Source organism: Mesocryomonas lacus (genome assembly GCF_055730135.2).
In genome coordinates, this window is record NZ_JBUZWE020000003.1 from 263,299 (window position 1) to 280,297 (window position 16,999).

Genomic DNA, 16,999 nt, shown 5'->3' on the forward strand with positions numbered 1-16,999 from the left:
CGCGAATCCGGGCAAGCGGCAACGGACGCGCAGCGCGCGCAGGCATCGCAGAGGCGGAACATCATGAAGCTGGGTTTCATCGGCACGGGCGCGATCGTCGAGGCCATGGTCACCGGGTTGCTGACTGCCCCCTCCCCGGACCTTGCCGTCCTCCTGTCGCCGCGCAATGCCGAGACGGCGGCGCGGCTCGCCGCCCGCTTCCCCGACCAGGTCCGCATCGCCGCCTCCAACCAAGCAGTGCTCGACGGCTGTAGCCTTGCCGTGATGGCGGTGCGCCCGCAGATTGCCGCCGACGTGCTGCCGAGCCTCAGCTTCCGGGCGGATCACCACGTTCTCAGCCTAATCGCCACCTTCTCGCTGGCGACCCTCTCCGGCATGGTCGCGCCGGCAACGCTGATCACCCGCGCGGTGCCCTTGCCCTCGATGGCGCTGGGCGCCGGACCGACGGTGCTGACCCCGCCGGATCCGACGGTCAAGGCGCTGTTCGAGCGCGCCGGCGTCGCGATCGAGGTGCCGGACGAGCCGGCCTACGACGCACTCACCGCCTCCTCCGCAATCATGGCCGCGCATTTCACCGCGGGGCAGACGATCGTCGACTGGCTGGCCGGCCAGGGCATTCCCGCCGAGGACGGGCGCCGCTACATCGGCCAGGTGTTCTCCGGGCTTGCCAAGACCGCCGACCTCCACGCCGGCTCGAGCTTCCACGCGCTCTCGGTCGAACACCGGACGGTCGGCGGCATCAACGAGCAGGTCGAGCGCCACCTCTCCGAGCACTGCGCCTATGCCGCGCTGAGCGAAGCGCTCGACGGCGTGCTTGCGCGGCTGCGGGGCACGCCGCGGGCGTCAACCTAACCCGGCCAGGCTTGCTCTGCGGGAGGCCGGGCGACGGGACGGATCCGCCCCCTCACCCCGCCATCTCCACCGTCTTCAGCCGAACCGTCTGGCGCAGGCCACCCTCGGGCCGGTTGGCGATGTCGATGGTGCCGCCGACCTGATCGAGGATCTCCTTGGCGATGGCAAAGCCGAGGCCGGCGCCGGGAACGGTCTGGCGGCGGCCGGCATCGACGCGGAAGAACGGCTCGAACACGCGCTCGAGTAGGTTGTCCGGAATGCCGGGTCCAGAATCGTCGATCTCCAGCACCGTCGTCTCGCCGTTGAGTCGCAGCCGGACGCTCGCCCCTCCACCATGGGTCGCGGCGTTGTCGATGAGGTTGCGCAGCGCTCGCTTCAGCGCCAGCGGCCGGGCCTCGACGCAGGCCGGCTCGTCCGCGACCACGCTGACGCTCCGGCCGACTTCCGTCAGCTCGCGGCCGATCTCGGCCACCAGCCGGTCGAGCCGCACGCCCTCCTCGCCGGCTTGGTCGGCGACCTCCTCGCGCACAAGGCGAATGGCGCTGTCGGCGATCCGGTCGAGTTCCTCGAGATCCTTCAGCCAGGTCTCCTGCTCCTCCGGCGGCAGGAACTCCGCCCGCAGGCGCATCCGCGTCATCGGCGTGCGGAGGTCGTGGCCCGCCGCCGCGACGAGCCGCATGCGGCTGTCCATCGCCGACCGCAACCGCGACGACAGCCGGTTCAGCGCCTGGGCGGTCGCCCGCACCTCGACCGGCCCCTTCTCGTCGATGCGCAGGAGGTCGCCGTCCGGCCCGACCGAGGCGATCGCATGCTCCAGCATCTTCAGCGGACTGACGATCTTGTTGGCGGCGAGGATCGCGACGGCGATTGAACCGATCACGACGATGGCGAGATAGGCAAAGAGCGGCGGGATCGGCGACGGCGGCAAGGTCGGGAACGCAAGGTAAATGAAGACGCCGGCCGACAGCGGCACCACGAGATAACCCGTCTCGGCGTCGCTTGGCAGACCGAGGACCACGCTGACTTCAAAGCCCGCACCGTCCTCGGCGAGCTGCCGGTTGACCCCCTCGGTCTGTTCCGCAACGATGCGCGCGGGGTCGGGCGGACCGCCGAGGGTCAGGCCAATCATCCGCGCCCGCTCGACCGAGCCGCCGAGCAGCGTCGTCGTCACCCGCGCCTCCTCGGCGAAGGCGCGGTCGAAGCTCTGGCGCAGCGGGCGGCCGATGATGTTGTAGGTGACGAGAGCGGCCAGCATCGCGACGGCGACGATGGCGACCATCAGCAGCAGGACCAGCCGGGCGCGGAGCGAGTTCACGTGTTGGCGTCCAGGCTGGCAGGGCTCACAGGGCCAGCCGGATCGATGCGCTCGACCCGGGCGGCGAACTGGTAGCCGCCGTTGCGCACGGTCTTGAACAGGCGGAAGACGCCGTTGTCGCCGAACTTGCGCCGGAGCCGGCTCATGGTGACGTCGATCGAGCGGTCGAACGGGTCAATGGCACGGCCATGCAGGAGGTCCAGCAGCACGTCGCGCGACAGGACGCGGCCCGGGCGTTCGAGGAAGATCTGCAGCAGATCGAACTCGGCCCCCGTCAGATCGACCTCGCTGCCATCGGCGGCCGAGACGCTGCGGCGCTCCGGATCGACGCCGTAGCCCTCGAACCGGTAGCCGGCAGCCGGCGGTGCGGCGGACTCGGTGCCGCCGCCGCTCCGGCGCAGCACGGCCTTGATGCGCGCCGAGAGCTCGCGCGGGTTGAAGGGCTTGCCAAGATAGTCGTCGGCGCCGAGCTCGAGGCCGACGATGCGGTCGACGTCTTCCTTCAGGGCGGTGAGGAGGATGATGGCAAGGTCCGGCCGGCGGTCGCGCAGCTCGCGGCAGATGTCGAGGCCGGAGCCGTCGGGCAGCATGACGTCGAGCACCACAAGGTCGATCTCGGCGTCGGCAAGCTTCTGCTCGCACTCTCGGCGGCTGCCGGCGAGCACGGTCTGGAAACCCTGGCCGTCGAGATACTTGCCGAGCAGGCGCCGGATTTCTAGATCGTCGTCGACGACCAGCACTTTGATCTTGGGGTCCATGGCAACGTCCTCGGCTTCACCACCCTCTATCCCGCATCGCCGGCGGAGGGGCGACCGGAAACTTGTTGCGAACTGTTTCGCCTAATTGGCTGCCGGGACAGGACTGAAGACCTTGGCCGCCGCCCTGATATCTTTCGTAACACATTGACATTGCCGGGCCATACTGCCGCCCGGCAGGACCGCTTATGTCAGGGCCACGAGATCGAGCGGAGCCGGGCCCTTGCCTGCCGCAGCACAGTTCGGCGTGTCGCCTGACCCCTCAAGGCACGCCGAAAAACGCCGGGACGTTCGCCACCGAGCGTCCCGGCACTCCTTTTCCGCGACCCTGGAAAGACCCTGATGTCGACACCCGCCGCGCTGCTGCTCGCATCCGCCCTGCTGCTTGCGCAAGGCCTTCCGGCTGCGGCACAGGGCAGCGCGGCCGCAGCCGCGCCGCCGGCACCCGCCAGCCTGACGGTGACGGTCGACCCGGTGCGGCGCGAGACGGTGGCGCAGGCGATCACCGGCACCGGGCTCGTCATCGCCTGGCAGGAATCCACCATTTCCGCGACCACCAGCGGCGTCGCGCTGACCGAGATGCTGGTGCGCGAGGGCGACCGGGTCGCCGCCGGTCAGGTGATCGCGCGCCTCGACGACGCGCTGATCAAGGCGGAGATCGCCGAGCAGCAAGCCGCCATCGAGAGCGCCGAGGCGAGCTTTGAGACCGCGGTTTCGTCCAACACCCGCGGCCAGCGCCTGTCGAAGACCGGCGCGCTGTCGGCCGAGACGGCGGAGGAGCGCGAGACAACGGTGAAGACTGCCGCCGCCACCGTCGCAAAAGCGAAGGCCGCGCTGAACACGCTTGCCGTGCAACAGGACCGCACCGTCATCCGCGCGCCGTTCGCCGGCATCGTCTCGTCACGGCCGGCGACGCTTGGCATCACCGTGCAGACCGGCACGGAAATCGCCAAGATCCAGCGCGACGGCGCACTCCGGGCCGCGATCGACGTACCCGAGCACTATCTGCCGAAGCTGTCGGCGGGCGATGCCGCCGAGGTCTCCGGACCATCGGGAACCGCCATCCCCGGCGAGATCGCCGATATTGCCGAGACGGTGGATTCCGCCACCCATCTCGGCCGGGTCGAGATCGCGCTGCCGGCGGGCTCGGGCCTGCGCGCCGGCATGTTCGTGCGCGCGACGATCTCGGCCGGCGGTGCCGAAGCGATGACCGTCGCCGACAGCGCGCTCACCTGGCGCGACGGCAAGACCGCGGTCTTCATCGTCACCGACGCCAATGCCGTCGCCATTCGGCCCGTCACCGCCAGCGAACGGCGCGATGGGCGCGTCGCCGTGACAGGCGACCTCGCCGAGGGCGAGCGCGTCGTCACCACCGGTGCCGGCTTCCTCAACGACGGCAACACGGTGCGCGTCGTCTCCGAGCAGGCCGCCGCGGGAGCCGCCCGATGAACGGCATCTCCGCCTGGTCGATCCGCAACCCGGTCCCGACCATCGTGATGTTCCTCGCGCTCGCTTTCGCCGGCTGCTGGGGCTTTACCCAGCTGCGCATCAACAACATGCCGGACATCGACTTTCCCATGGTGACGGTGACGGTGACGCAGACCGGTGCCGCGCCGACCGAGATCGAGACGCAGGTCACCGACATCGTCGAGAACGCGGTCAACACGCTGTCGAATGTCGAGAGCGTGACCTCGACGGTCAGCGAGGGCGCCTCGACGACCACCATCGAGTTCGCGCTGGGCAGCGACCTGACGCAGGCGACCGACGACGTGCGCAACGCCGTGACCTCGGTCGAGAGCGACTTGCCGCCCGCCGCCGACACGCCGCTGGTCGCCCGCGTCAACGCCGGCGACAATTCGGTGCTGACCTATGTCGTCGACGCCCCGTCGAAGAACCCCGACGATCTCTCCTGGTACATCGACAACGACATCTCGAAGGCGCTGCTGAAGGTCGACGGCGTCTCCAAGATCACCCGCTCGGGCGGCGTCAGCCGGGCGATCCTGGTCAAGCTCGACCCCGACCGGCTGACCGCCCTCGGCGTCACCGTTCAGGACATCTCGCAGGCGCTGGCCGCGCAGAATGCCAACCAGTCGGGCGGCCGCACCGTGGTCGGCCGGTCGGAGCAGTCGGTGCGCACGCTCGGCCGCGTCGACACCATTGCGGGCCTTGCCGATACGCCGATCGCGCTCGCCAACGGCAAGTCGATGCGGCTCGCCGACTTCGGCGAGATCGAGGACAGCTGGGAGGAGCCACGCTCGCGCGCCCGGCTCGACGGGCGCGAGGTGGTCGCCTTCTCCGTCTACTCCGCCAAGGGATCGAGCGAAATCGGCGTCACCCACGCCGTCCGCGACGCCATGCAGGCGATCGACGCCACCGATCCCGAGGCCAGCTTCACCGAGGTGACCTCGTCCTCGACGTTCGTCGAGGAGAGCTACGACGCCGCCATCGAGGCGCTCTGGCTCGGCGCGGTACTGGCGATCGTCGTCGTCTTCCTGTTCCTGCGCGACCTCCGCGCGACGCTGGTCGCCGCGACCGCGCTGCCGCTGTCGCTGATCCCAACCTTTGCCGTCATGGCCTGGCTCGACCTCTCGCTGAACAACATCACGCTGCTCGCGCTGTCGCTCGTCGTCGGCATCCTCGTCGACGATGCCATCGTCGAGATTGAGAACATCGTCCGCCACATGCGCGAAAGCGGCCGCACCGCCTACCAGGCGGCGATCGAGGCGGCCGACGAGATCGGCCTCGCCGTCGTCGCGACCACCATGACCATCGTCGCCGTCTTCGTGCCGGTGGCCTTCATGCCCGGCATTCCCGGCAAGCTGTTCACGAGCTTTGCGATCACCGTCTGCGTCTCCGTGCTGTTCTCGCTGCTCGTCGCGCGCACCCTCACGCCCCTCCTCGGCGCCTTCTTCGTCAAGGCGAGCGATGCCAGCCACGACGACACGCCGGCCTGGGTTTTTGGCTATCTCGCGGTGCTCCGCCAGGCGATGCGCTTCCGCTGGCTGACGGTGCTCGCCGGCATCCTCTTTTTCGCCGGCTCGATCTTCCTCGCACTGCAGCTGCCGACCGAGTTCATGACCGCCGCCGACCGCGGCCGCTCGATCGTCTCGGTCGAGCTGCAGCCCGGCTCGACGCTCGCCGAGACCGACGCGGCGGCGATGGCGGTCTCGGCGAAGCTGAAGGCGCAGCCCGAGGTCGCCTCGGTGTTCACCGCCGTCGGCGCGACCACCGAAGGCGGCGGCGGGCCGGTGCGCGTCAGTACGGCGGCCTCGGTCACCGCCGCGACGGTCACCGCCAACCTCAAGCCGCGGGCCGATCGCGATGTCAGCCAGCAGGCCTTCGAGAAGCGCTCGGCGCGGCTGTTCGACGATATTCCGGGCGCCCGCATGCAGTTCGGCGCCGACGGGCAATCGGGCGCGAAGGTCTCGATCACCCTCGTCGGCGCCGACAGCGCGCTCCTCGAGACGACGGCCTCGCAGCTGGCGACCGAGATGCGCGGCATCGAGGGGATCAGCAACCCGATCTCCTCGGCCGCTGCCGCCAAGCCGGAACTGGTGATCACCCCGGACAAGCAGCGCATGGCGAGCGCCGGCGTCACGTCGAGCCAGATCGCGACGCTCGTCAACGTCGCCACCATCGGCGACGCCGACCGGTCGTTGGCGAAATACAATCTCGGCGACCGGCAGATCTATGTCATCCCGACGCTGTCGGACGCGGCGCGCGGCGATCTCGCCCGTCTGAAATCGCTGATGGTCAAGGGCACGGCGGCGACCGTTCCGCTCGATGCGGTGGCGACCTTCTCTTTCGGCGCCGGGCCGACCAGCATCTCGCATGTCGACGGCGACCGGACGATCGCCGTCGAGGCCGAGCTCACCGGGCTGACGCTTGGCGAGGCGCGCGCGGCAGTGGCGGCGCTGCCGGTGATGCAGAACCTGCCGGCCGGTATTTCCGAGCGGGCCGAGGGCGATGCCAAGCGAATGGCCGAGCTGTTTTCCGGCTTCGTCATGGCGATCGCCGTCGGCATTCTCCTGATGTTCGCAACGCTGGTGCTCCTGTTCAATTCCTTCGTCCAGCCGATCACCATCCTCACCGCTTTGCCGCTCTCGATCGGCGGCGCCTTCGGCTTCCTCTACCTCACGGGGTCGACGGTGGCGGTCTCGGTGCTGATCGGCGTGCTGCTGCTGATGGGCATCGCCGCGAAGAACTCGATCCTGCTGGTCGAATACGCCATCATCGCCCGGCGCGGCGGCATGGCGCGGACGCAGGCGCTGGTCGAGGCGGCGACCAAGCGAGCGCGGCCGATCGTGATGACCTCGATCGCCATGGCCGCCGGCATGGCTCCGATCGCACTCGGCATCGGCGCCGACGCCGAAAGCCGCGCGCCGATGGCGATCGCGGTGATCGGCGGCCTCCTGTCCTCGACGGTGCTCAGCCTCGTCTACGTGCCGGTGGTCTACACGGTGATGGACGATTTCGAGCGCGTCCTCGGCCGACTCCTGTCGAAGCTGCTGCCGACGCCGGCGAAGGTGCAGCCGGCGGAGTAGCAGGGCCGGCGGCCGCGGTAGAAAGACGCGACGCAAGCGGTGGGACAGGCCGCCCGGCAGCCTGACGAAAGCGTCAAAGGAATGTCAGCCGAACGGTGCGCGCGGCGCCTTTCCAGCCGTTGCGCAACGGCGCCGGCGTTCTCATCTCTTGCTCATCGGCACGCCAACGTGCCGCCCGATCAACGGTAGTGGGAGCGACAGACGATGGACAACAACGACCGCCAGGCGATCCAGGGCCTCTTTTCCAAGCTCGGCGACGTCGAGCGCCAGGCCGGCCCGCGCGATGCCGAGGCCGAGCGTTTCATCGCCGACAGCCTGAACCAGCAGCCGGGCGCGCCCTACTACATGGCGCAGACCATCGTCATGCAGGACATGGCGCTCGCCAACCAGCAGAAGCGCATCGAGGAACTCGAGCGGGCGGCGCAGTCGGCAAGCCAGGCTTCGCAGGCCTCTTCCGCCCCGCAGTCCTCGGCCTTCACGCCGGCCGCCCCGGCGGCACAGGCGGCCGCAGCCCCCGAAAGCGGCGGCATGCTCTCGCGCATCTTCGGCGGCGGCGCCTCGCGCTCGGTCCCGTCGGTCGGCGGTGCCCGCCCGGGTGAAGCCCGTCCCGGCGGCGCCTGGGGCAATGCCGGCGGCCAGCAGGGCGACCCCCAGACCACGCCCGCCGGCTACGCCCCGCAGGGACGCGGCTTCGGGGGCGGCATGGGCGGTGGCATGGGCGGCGGCGGCTTCCTGGCCGGCGCGGCGCAGACCGCCATGGGCGTCGCCGGCGGCGTCCTCCTCGGCAATGCCATCGGCAACATGTTCGGCGGGCATGAGGCGAAGGCCGCCGAGCCGGCGGCCGATGCGACACCCGCGGCCGCCGACACCGCTGACGCCGACAAGGCCGACACCAACACGGCTGACAGCAACACCGCGGATACGGGCCAGGACGCCGGCAACGAGCCGGAGGTACAGAACGCCTCGGACGATGGCGGCTGGTTTGGCGGCGACGATGGCGGCAGCTTCGACGATGGCGGCTTCGACGACATCTGACCGGCATTGCCAGACCGGGGCCGTCCGCCGTAAGCCGTGGCGCACCGCCGCGCCCGCCGGGCGGCCCCGTCTGGAGACTTCGCCATGGATCTCGGTCTGATCGGTCGCAACGCCATCGTCTGCGCGTCGAGCCGCGGTCTCGGGCGCGCCTGCGCCATGGAACTGGCGCGGGCCGGCTGCCGCGTGGTGGTGAACGGCCGCGACGCGGCAGTGCTCGCGGAAACCGCCGAGGCGATCCGCTCCGAGACCGGCGCCGAGGTGGTCGCCGTGGTCGCCGACGTCAGCACGCGGGAGGGCCAGGACGCGCTGCTCGCCGCCCTCCCGCACGTCGACATCCTCGTCAACAACAATGGCGGTCCGCCGCTGCGCGACTTTCGCGAGATCGACCGCGACGCGATGCTCGCGGGCGTCACCGCCAACATGGTGGCGCCGATCGAGCTCGTGCAACGGGTGATCGACGGCATGGTCGAACGCAAATTCGGGCGGATCGTCAACATCACCTCCGCCTCGGTGAAGATGCCGCTCGCCGGCCTCGACCTTTCCAGCGGCGCCCGCATCGGCCTCACCGGCTTCCTCGCCGGCGTCGCCCGCACCGTGGCGCACGCCAACGTCACCATCAATTCGCTGCTGCCGGGCTCCTTCGACACGCGGCGGCTGCAGTCCGGCCAGCAGGCGGCGGCCGAGCGGACAGGTGTTAACATCGAGGTGATCCGCGACGAGTGGCGGTCGGAGATTCCGGCCAAACGCTTCGGCGACGCTGCCGAGTTCGGCACGGCCTGCGCGTTCCTCTGCTCGGCGCAGGCCGGGTACATTACCGGCCAGGCGCTGCTAATCGACGGCGGGGCCTATCCGGGGGTGCTGTAGGGAAGCGGCCTCGGAAAACCTCTGCGAAGAGCGACGTCGGACCGAACCGCCGCGACGACGACGCGCCTTCTTCGCCCCTCCGGGGAGAAGTGCCCGGCAGGGCGATGAGGGGGCGCCACCGCGGATCGCCTCAAGCGCCGCCCCGCCGCTGCGCGGCGGCCCCTCACCCGCCTCGCTGCGCTCGGCACCCTCTCCCCGTCGGGGCGAGGAAGGGCGCCATGTTCGGCAATGGAGCGCTGTTCGATCGGTTGTCCCGGGAGCGACCCGCCGCGTCGAAACACCGGCAACCCATCAGAACTTTCGTCATCCCGGTCTTGAACCGGGATCCATGCCAAGCCGTCGAACAAGCGGAGTAACGGTCGACATTCCCGAGTGTTCTGAACCGGAGGGCTATTGACGCGGAGAGGAATGGATCCCGGATCAAGTCCGGGATGACGAAGCTTTGGCTGTTGCGGCCTGTCCTTTGAGGTCGCCAGGCTTAACGCCGGGACGATGAGATTTCAGGTGTCGCGGCAGCTTTTTCGGGGCCTCTAGAGCAAGAGGGATGACGACGCGGTGGGAGCCGCGCCTTCTTTTGCAACCTTCCTACTCCGCTGCCTCCGCCACCGGCACGTAATTGAGGATCGGCCCGAGCCAGCGTTCCACCTCCGCCAACGGCATCTTCTTCCGGGCGGCGTAATCCTCGACCTGGTCCCGCTCGACCTTGGCGACGCCAAAGTAATGCGACTCGGGGTGGGAGAGGTAGAGGCCGGCGACGGAGGAGCCGGGCCACATGGCGTAGCTCTCAGTCAGCGTCACACCGATCGCCGCCTCGGCGTCGAGGAGGCCGAAGAGCGTGCGCTTTTCGGTGTGGTCGGGCTGGGCGGGATAGCCGGGCGCCGGGCGGATGCCGCGATAGGGCTCGCCGGCGAGCTCGTCGGGCTTGAACGTCTCGTCGGCGCCATAGCCCCAGAACTCGCGCCGGACTTTTTCGTGCATGGCTTCCGCGAAGGCCTCGGCGAAGCGGTCGGCGAGCGCCTTGACGAGGATCGCGGCGTAGTCGTCGTTGTTGCGGGCGAAGCGCTTGGAGATTTCCTCCTCCTCGATGCCCGCGGTGACGACGAAGCCGCCGACATAGTCCGCAGGGCCCGAACCCACAGGCGCGACGAAGTCGGAGAGCGCCATGTTGGGGCGGCCGTCGCGCTTGGAGAGCTGCTGGCGGAGGGTGTAGAAGGTCGCCTTCTCCGCCTCGCGCGTCTCGTCGGTGAACAGGCGGATGTCGTCGCCGACCGCACCCGCCGGCCAGAAGCCCACCACGGCCTTGGGGTGGAACCACTTCTCCGCGATGATCTGCTTCAGCATGGCCTGCGCATCGGCAAAGAGGGCCCGCGCGGCCTCGCCTTGCTTCTCGTCCTCGAGGATCGCGGGATAGCGGCCCTTCAGCTCCCAGGTCTGGAAAAAGGGCGTCCAGTCGATGTAGTCGGCAAGGCCCGCGAGGTCGTATTCCTCGAAGACGCGGGTGCCGAGGAAGCTGGGCTTGGGCGGAGCATAGGCCGCCCAGTCGAGCTGCATGGCGTTCTCGCGGGCACGCTCCAGCGGCAGGCGCTTCTTCTCGGATTCGCTGCGGGCGTGGTTCGCCGCGACCTTCACGTATTCGTCGCGGATGCCGGAGATGTAGGCGTCCTTGCCCTCGGGCGAGAGGAGGTTGGAGACGACGCCGACGGCGCGGCTGGCATCGGTGACGTAGATGGTCTGGCCGGCATTGTAGCGCGGGTCGATCTTCACCGCGGTGTGGACGCGGCTGGTCGTCGCCCCGCCGATGAGGAGCGGGATGTTGAAACCCTCGCGCTCCATTTCGGCGGCGACATGCACCATCTCGTCGAGCGAGGGCGTGATCAGGCCGGAGAGGCCGATGACGTCGACATTGTGCTTCTTCGCCTCCTCGAGGATGCGCGTCGCCGGCACCATGACGCCGAGGTCGATAATCTCGTAATTGTTGCAGGCCAGCACGACGCCGACGATGTTCTTGCCGATGTCGTGCACGTCGCCCTTGACGGTTGCCATCAGCACCTTGCCCGCGGCCTGGCGCTCGGCGCCGCCATTGGTGAGCTTTTCCGCCTCCATGTAGGGGAGCAGGATCGCCACCGCCTGCTTCATCACGCGGGCCGACTTCACCACCTGCGGCAGGAACATCTTGCCGGCGCCGAAGAGGTCGCCGACGACGTTCATGCCGGCCATCAGCGGACCCTCGATGACGTGCAGCGGGCGGGCAACGCCAAGCCGCGCCTCCTCGGTGTCGACGTCGATGTATTCGGTGATGCCATTGACGAGGGCGTGCGCCAGACGCTTGTCGACCGGCCATTCGCGCCAGGCGAGATCCTGAACGCGGGCCTCCTTGCCGGCGGTGCCGCGGTATTTCTCGGCCTGCTCCAGGAGGCGGTCGGTGGCGTTGCCCTCGCCCTTCGGCGTGCGGTTGAGGACGACGTCCTCGCAGGCCTCGCGCAGCTCGGCGTCGATGGTCTCGTAGACCGCGAGCTGGCCGGCATTGACGATGCCCATGTCCATGCCAGCCTGGATGGCGTGGTAGAGGAAGACCGCGTGCATCGCCTCGCGCACCGGCTCGTTGCCGCGGAACGAGAAGGAGAGGTTGGAGATGCCGCCGGAAATGTGGACGTGCGGCAGCGTCTCGGTGATCCGCCGGGTCGCGCCGATGAAGTCGACGCCGTAATTATTGTGCTCCTCGATGCCGGTGGCCACCGCAAAGACGTTGGGATCGAAGATGATATCTTCCGGCGGGAAGCCGATCTCCTCGGTCAGGAGCTTGTAGGCGCGGGTGCAGATCTCGACCTTGCGTTCCTCGGTATCGGCCTGCCCCTCCTCGTCGAAGGCCATGACGACGACGGCGGCGCCATAGGCGCGCACCAGCCGCGCCTGGTGCAGGAAGGCCGCCTCGCCCTCCTTCATCGAGATCGAATTGACCAGCGGCTTGCCCTGGACGCATTTCAGCCCGGCCTCGATGATCGACCATTTGGAACTGTCGATCATCACGGGGACGCGGGCGATGTCGGGCTCGGCGGCGACGAGGTTCAGGAACTCGACCATCGCGCGTTCCGAGTCGATCAGGCCCTCGTCCATGTTGATGTCGATGATCTGGGCGCCGTTCTCGACCTGGTCGCGCGCGACGACGAGGGCGGCGTTGAAGTCGCCGGCGGTGATCAGCTTGCGGAATTTCGCCGAGCCGGTGACGTTGGTCCGCTCGCCGACGTTGACGAAGGGAATGTCCGAGCTCAGCGTGAACGGCTCGAGGCCGGACAGGCGCATGACCGGGACGTGCTCGGGCACCGCCCGCGGCGGCTTGCCGGCGACGGCCGCGGCGATGGCGCGGATGTGGTCAGGCGTCGAGCCGCAGCAGCCGCCGACGATATTGAGAAGCCCCTCGTCGGCAAAACCGGCGATCTGCGCGGCCATCTCCTCCGGGCTCTCGTCGTACTGGCCGAACTCGTTGGGCAGACCGGCATTCGGATAGGCGCAGACCAGCGTGTCGGCGACGCCGGAGATCTCGGCGAGGTGCTCGCGCATGGCGGCGGCACCCAGAGCGCAGTTGAGGCCGACGGTGAACGGCCGGGCATGGCGCACCGAGTGCCAGAATGCCGTCGGCGTCTGGCCGGACAGGGTACGACCGGACAAGTCCGTGATGGTGCCGGAGATCATCACCGGCAGGTCGACGCCCTTTTCGAGGAAAATCTCGTTGCAGGCGAAGATCGCAGCCTTCGCGTTCAGCGTGTCGAAGATCGTCTCGATCAGGATGAGGTCGGCGCCGCCGTCGATGAGGCCGCGCAGCTGCTCGCCATAGGCGAGGCGCAGCTCGTCGAAGGAAGTGGCGCGGAAACCGGGATTGTTGACGTCGGGCGAGATCGAGGCGGTGCGGTTGGTCGGCCCGAGCGCGCCGGCGACGAAGCGTCGCTTGCCGTCCTCCTGCTCGGCGCGGAGGCAGGCGCGCCGAACGAGGCGCGCGCCGTCGCGGTTGAGCTCATAGACCTGGTCCTCCATGCCGTAATCGGCCTGGGCGATCGAGGTGGAGGAGAAGGTGTTGGTCTCGATGATATCCGCGCCGGCAATGGCGTAGGCGTAGTGGATCGCCTCGATCGCCTTCGGCTGGGTCAGGATCAGGAGGTCGTTATTGCCCTGCAGGTGGCAAGCGCAGCCCTCGAAGCGATCGCCGCGGAAATGGCTCTCCTCGTAGCCGAGCCCTTGGATCTGCGTGCCCATGGCCCCGTCGAGGATCAGGATGCGCTCCGACGCCGCCTTCATCAGCGCGGTCCGGGCGTCGTCGCGCGGCGCTTGGGCAGCGTCGAACAGATGATCGGTGATGTCGGTCATGGGTCACCTCGGCGCAATGCCACTTCATATAAACATATCCTTATATCACTATAAGGCCTATGGCGAGCCGTCTCGACGACGCTATCTCGCTGGCAACATTACGTCGGCGCGGCCGGGGGGAAAAGAGCGGGTGCTGGAACGGGACTTCTTCGATCGGCCGGCGGCCGTGGTGGCGGCTGACCTCATCGGCTGCACTCTGACGGTGGACGGGGCCGGCGGCGTGATCGTCGAGACCGAGGCCTATGACGGCACCGACCCTGCCTCGCACAGCGTCAACGGCATGACGCCCCGCAACGCCGCGATGTTCGGACCGCCGGGCCACGCCTATGTCTACCGCTCCTACGGCATTCATTGGTGCCTCAACTTAGTGTGCGAGCCGGAAGGCGACGGCGCGGCAGTGCTGATCCGGGCGCTCGAGCCGACCGCCGGGATCGACGCGATGCGCGCGCGACGGCGCATGGAAGACGTGCGCAAGCTCTGCGCCGGTCCTGGGCGGCTGTGCCAAGCGCTGGCGGTCGACCGCGGGCACGACGGGATGGCGCTCGATGCGCCGCCTTTTGACATATCACCCGCAATCTCGCCGCCGCTTGTCATAAGCGGTGTCCGTATTGGTATCACGCGTGGCGTCGATAGGGCTTGGCGCTTTGGAGGCTCTGGATCACGCTTCCTTAGCCGGCCGATGCCGAGCAGCATTTGAAGCGCTAGCAGCGTGCGGACCACAACCACCGATTAATATACGCTTCCGCACTGAATAATGTTTTCACCAGTTGGTTGCCCGCCGACGCACCATGAGCCGAGATCGACGACATAAGCGTCAGGCCGGTGCATTCTGGAACGAACGTCCTGAAGGTTTCCACCAGCCTCTTGGCGCGTGCCGAACGGAATAACCGTCCTGTAGGAATTCAGCCGTTGGTAAAGCTTCGCTTGCGGATATCCGGCCGAAAGCGCGCGCCTCAGTTCAATGCTGGCCGCCGATTCCGCTGAATTGCCGCCAGCGACGATGCCCCATTGCGACAAACCGGCTTCATTCCCGATAAGCGCCGTATTGGCGGTGAATGTGTTTTCGGCGGCCGCCACAGCTTGGTTGGCCGCGTCGATCGCTGCTGCGTTATCTTCGACAAGTTTTCGGTCAGCTTGAACGGCGGTAGCACTCTGGTGGATGGTAGACGTTGTCGCCTCCCCGCTGAGGGTCGACATCGAGGGCGAGATCGATAGCGCCTTGCTGGATTCTTTCAGTTGGGCCGACAAATCAATGACATTACTTTTAAGATTTGCAACAGTAGCGTCATTAATTGCCAGTTGCTTCTTCCACTTGAATCCCCAGACGTCTCCCTCCACCAATCCCATTCTATCTAAAGCATTCCCGATCGATGCGGGGTATAACAATAGAAAGGCAATTAACGCAAATACTACAACACGCTGAAGCAATTCAAAGACTGCTATCGCAATGTCTAAAGCGCTCTTCATGCCATAAACTCCGCCAGTCCAGAACTAGACAAATCGTACGCGGACTGATTTTCAGCACAAGATCTTTATAGGATTTCTATTATTAGGTAGCAACGAGCTTACGTTGCAAGCTCGACAAGCCGCACTCAATACACCGGCCGTTGCGCGACAAGAGAATGCGTTCAGCGCATGTCGCATGACGTTTTGACTGGACGCAGTCGCGCTTTTTCAGCCCCCGATTCCAAATATTGGGCGACGCCAAAAAATAGGCAGGAAATAGTTCCGGGAGGTTTTGCGGAGCCGCGGGCGGCAGTGCTAGGATCGCTTGATCGAAGCGTTGGAAAGCCCTGTCCCATGAAGCCGCTGCCGAATTCCATCTATGCCCGCGACGTCGAATACGTGCTGCATGCCGCCACCAATGCACGCAAGCACGAGGAGATCGGGCCGATTGTCATCGACCGCGGCGAGGGCATCCATGTCTTCGACGACCAGGGCAACAAGTATATCGAGGCGATGGCGGGCCTCTGGAGCGTCGGCGTCGGCTTCGGCGAGAAGCGGCTGGCGGATGCTGCCTACAAGCAGCTGCAGAAGCTGCCCTACTATCACTCGTTCAGCCACAAATCGAACGAGCCGGCGATCAACCTCGCCGAGCGCCTGGTGAAGATGAGCCCGGAGAAGCTCACCAAGGTGTTCTTTACGAATTCCGGCTCGGAAGCCAACGATACCGTCGTCAAGCTGGTCTGGTACTACAACAATGCCCGCGGCAGGCCGGAGAAGAAGACCTTCATCTCCCGCGTCAACGCCTATCACGGCATCACCATGGCGTCGGCCTCGCTGACCGGCCTGCCGACCAACCACCGCGACTTCGACCTGCCGATCATTCCGGTCAAGCACGTCACCTGCCCGCATTTCTACCGCTACGGCCTTGCCGGCGAGACCGAGGCCGAGTTCACCGATCGCCTCGCGGCAGAACTCGAGCAGACGATCCTCGACGCCGGCCCGGAGACCATCGCCGCCTTCATCGGCGAGCCTTTGATGGGAGCGGGCGGCGTGCTGCCGCCGCCGGAAGGCTACTGGGCGAAGGTTCAGGAGATCTGCCGCAAGTACGACGTCCTCATCGTCGCCGACGAGGTAATCAACGGTTTCGGCCGCCTCGGCACCATGTTCGCCTGCGAGTATTACGGCATCGAGCCGGACATGCTGGTCGTGTCGAAGCAGATCACATCGTCCTACCAGCCGCTCGCCGCGGTCCTTTTATCGGACGAGATCTACCAGGGCATCGCCGACAACACCGCCAAGATCGGCACGCTCGGCCACGGCTACACCGCCGGCGCGCACCCGGTGGCGACGGCGGTCGGCCTCGAGAACCTCGACATTATCGAGGAGAAGGGTCTTGTCGCCAACGCCAAAGCGATGGGCGAAATCCTGCAGTCGGAGCTGCGCCGGCGTTTCACCGACCACCCGCTGGTCGGCGAGGTCCGCGGCGTCGGCCTGATCGCGGCGCTGGAGCTGGTCGCCGACAAGGCGAACAAGACCCGCTTCGACCCGGTCGGCAAGGCCGGCGGCTTCGTCTTCCAGAAGGCGCACGAGCACGGCCTGATCATCCGCGCCATCGGCGACCAGATCGCCTTCTGCCCGCCGCTGATCATCACCGAGGCGGAGATCATGGACATGCTCGACCGGTTCGCCCTGACGCTGCAGGATACGGTAACGTTTCTGCGGGGCTGACGGCCACGATCCCGACGCAAGGCGACGGTAGTCCGGCGCCATCGGCCCGCACTGCGGGCCATCGGTTCGCGCTGCGGGCCATAGAGACCGGGTGCGCCTGG

General features: G+C 67.4%; 11 protein-coding genes. 7 read left to right on the top strand and 4 right to left on the bottom strand.

Annotated features, from left to right (window positions below; all coding sequences use genetic code 11):
* Positions 1-63: 63 nt before the first annotated feature.
* The gene (locus tag ACZLZY_RS06410) at positions 64-852 is read left to right on the top strand and encodes a pyrroline-5-carboxylate reductase (protein ID WP_472932794.1); all 789 of its coding nucleotides are present in this window, start codon (positions 64-66) and stop codon (positions 850-852) included.
* A 52-nt stretch (positions 853-904) separates the two neighbouring features.
* Here the strand turns inward: ACZLZY_RS06410 and ACZLZY_RS06415 are convergent, their stop codons facing one another.
* Positions 905-2,167, bottom strand: a complete 1,263-nt coding sequence (locus tag ACZLZY_RS06415) for an ATP-binding protein (protein WP_472932796.1) — start codon at positions 2,165-2,167, stop codon at positions 905-907.
* Positions 2,164-2,925, bottom strand: coding sequence for a response regulator transcription factor (locus ACZLZY_RS06420; RefSeq protein WP_472932798.1), 762 nt, complete (start codon positions 2,923-2,925; stop codon positions 2,164-2,166). Before ACZLZY_RS06420 ends, ACZLZY_RS06415 begins: the two co-directional genes overlap by 4 nt.
* A 339-nt stretch (positions 2,926-3,264) precedes the next feature.
* On the opposite strand from ACZLZY_RS06420, the gene ACZLZY_RS06425 reads away from it, so the two are divergent.
* The 4 genes from ACZLZY_RS06425 (at position 3,265) to ACZLZY_RS06440 (ending at position 9,365) form a co-directional block, all read left to right on the top strand.
* Positions 3,265-4,371 carry an efflux RND transporter periplasmic adaptor subunit gene (locus tag ACZLZY_RS06425; protein ID WP_472932800.1) on the top strand — a complete coding sequence of 369 codons (1,107 nt, stop codon included), beginning with the start codon at positions 3,265-3,267 and terminating at the stop codon, positions 4,369-4,371.
* Entirely contained in the window at positions 4,368-7,466 is a 3,099-nt protein-coding gene (locus tag ACZLZY_RS06430; RefSeq protein ID WP_472932802.1) for an efflux RND transporter permease subunit, read from the top strand. The genes ACZLZY_RS06425 and ACZLZY_RS06430 overlap by 4 nt, the downstream gene beginning before the upstream one ends.
* Before the next feature lie 204 nt (positions 7,467-7,670).
* Positions 7,671-8,501, top strand: coding sequence for a DUF2076 domain-containing protein (locus tag ACZLZY_RS06435; protein WP_472932803.1), 831 nt, complete (start codon positions 7,671-7,673; stop codon positions 8,499-8,501).
* 84 nt (positions 8,502-8,585) lie between these two features.
* Entirely contained in the window at positions 8,586-9,365 is a 780-nt protein-coding gene (locus ACZLZY_RS06440; RefSeq protein ID WP_472932805.1) for an SDR family oxidoreductase, read from the top strand.
* 585 nt (positions 9,366-9,950) lie between these two features.
* Here the strand turns inward: ACZLZY_RS06440 and metH are convergent.
* Positions 9,951-13,724, bottom strand: a complete 3,774-nt coding sequence (metH, locus tag ACZLZY_RS06445) for a methionine synthase (protein ID WP_472932807.1) — start codon at positions 13,722-13,724, stop codon at positions 9,951-9,953.
* Between metH and ACZLZY_RS06450 the strand changes: the two genes are divergently transcribed.
* Positions 13,723-14,421: a DNA-3-methyladenine glycosylase gene (locus tag ACZLZY_RS06450; protein WP_472932809.1), complete on the top strand. Its 699-nt coding sequence runs from the start codon at positions 13,723-13,725 to the stop codon at positions 14,419-14,421. The two genes, metH and ACZLZY_RS06450, sit on opposite strands and share 2 nt — an antisense overlap.
* Before the next feature lie 32 nt (positions 14,422-14,453).
* Here ACZLZY_RS06450 and ACZLZY_RS06455 read toward each other — a convergent pair whose 3' ends face one another.
* Entirely contained in the window at positions 14,454-15,191 is a 738-nt protein-coding gene (locus tag ACZLZY_RS06455) for a hypothetical protein (RefSeq protein WP_472932811.1), read from the bottom strand.
* A 333-nt stretch (positions 15,192-15,524) separates the two neighbouring features.
* Here ACZLZY_RS06455 and ACZLZY_RS06460 point away from each other — a divergent pair, with 333 nt between their 5' ends.
* The gene (locus ACZLZY_RS06460) at positions 15,525-16,898 is read left to right on the top strand and encodes an aspartate aminotransferase family protein (RefSeq protein WP_472932813.1); all 1,374 of its coding nucleotides are present in this window, start codon (positions 15,525-15,527) and stop codon (positions 16,896-16,898) included.
* Positions 16,899-16,999 lie beyond the last annotated feature (101 nt).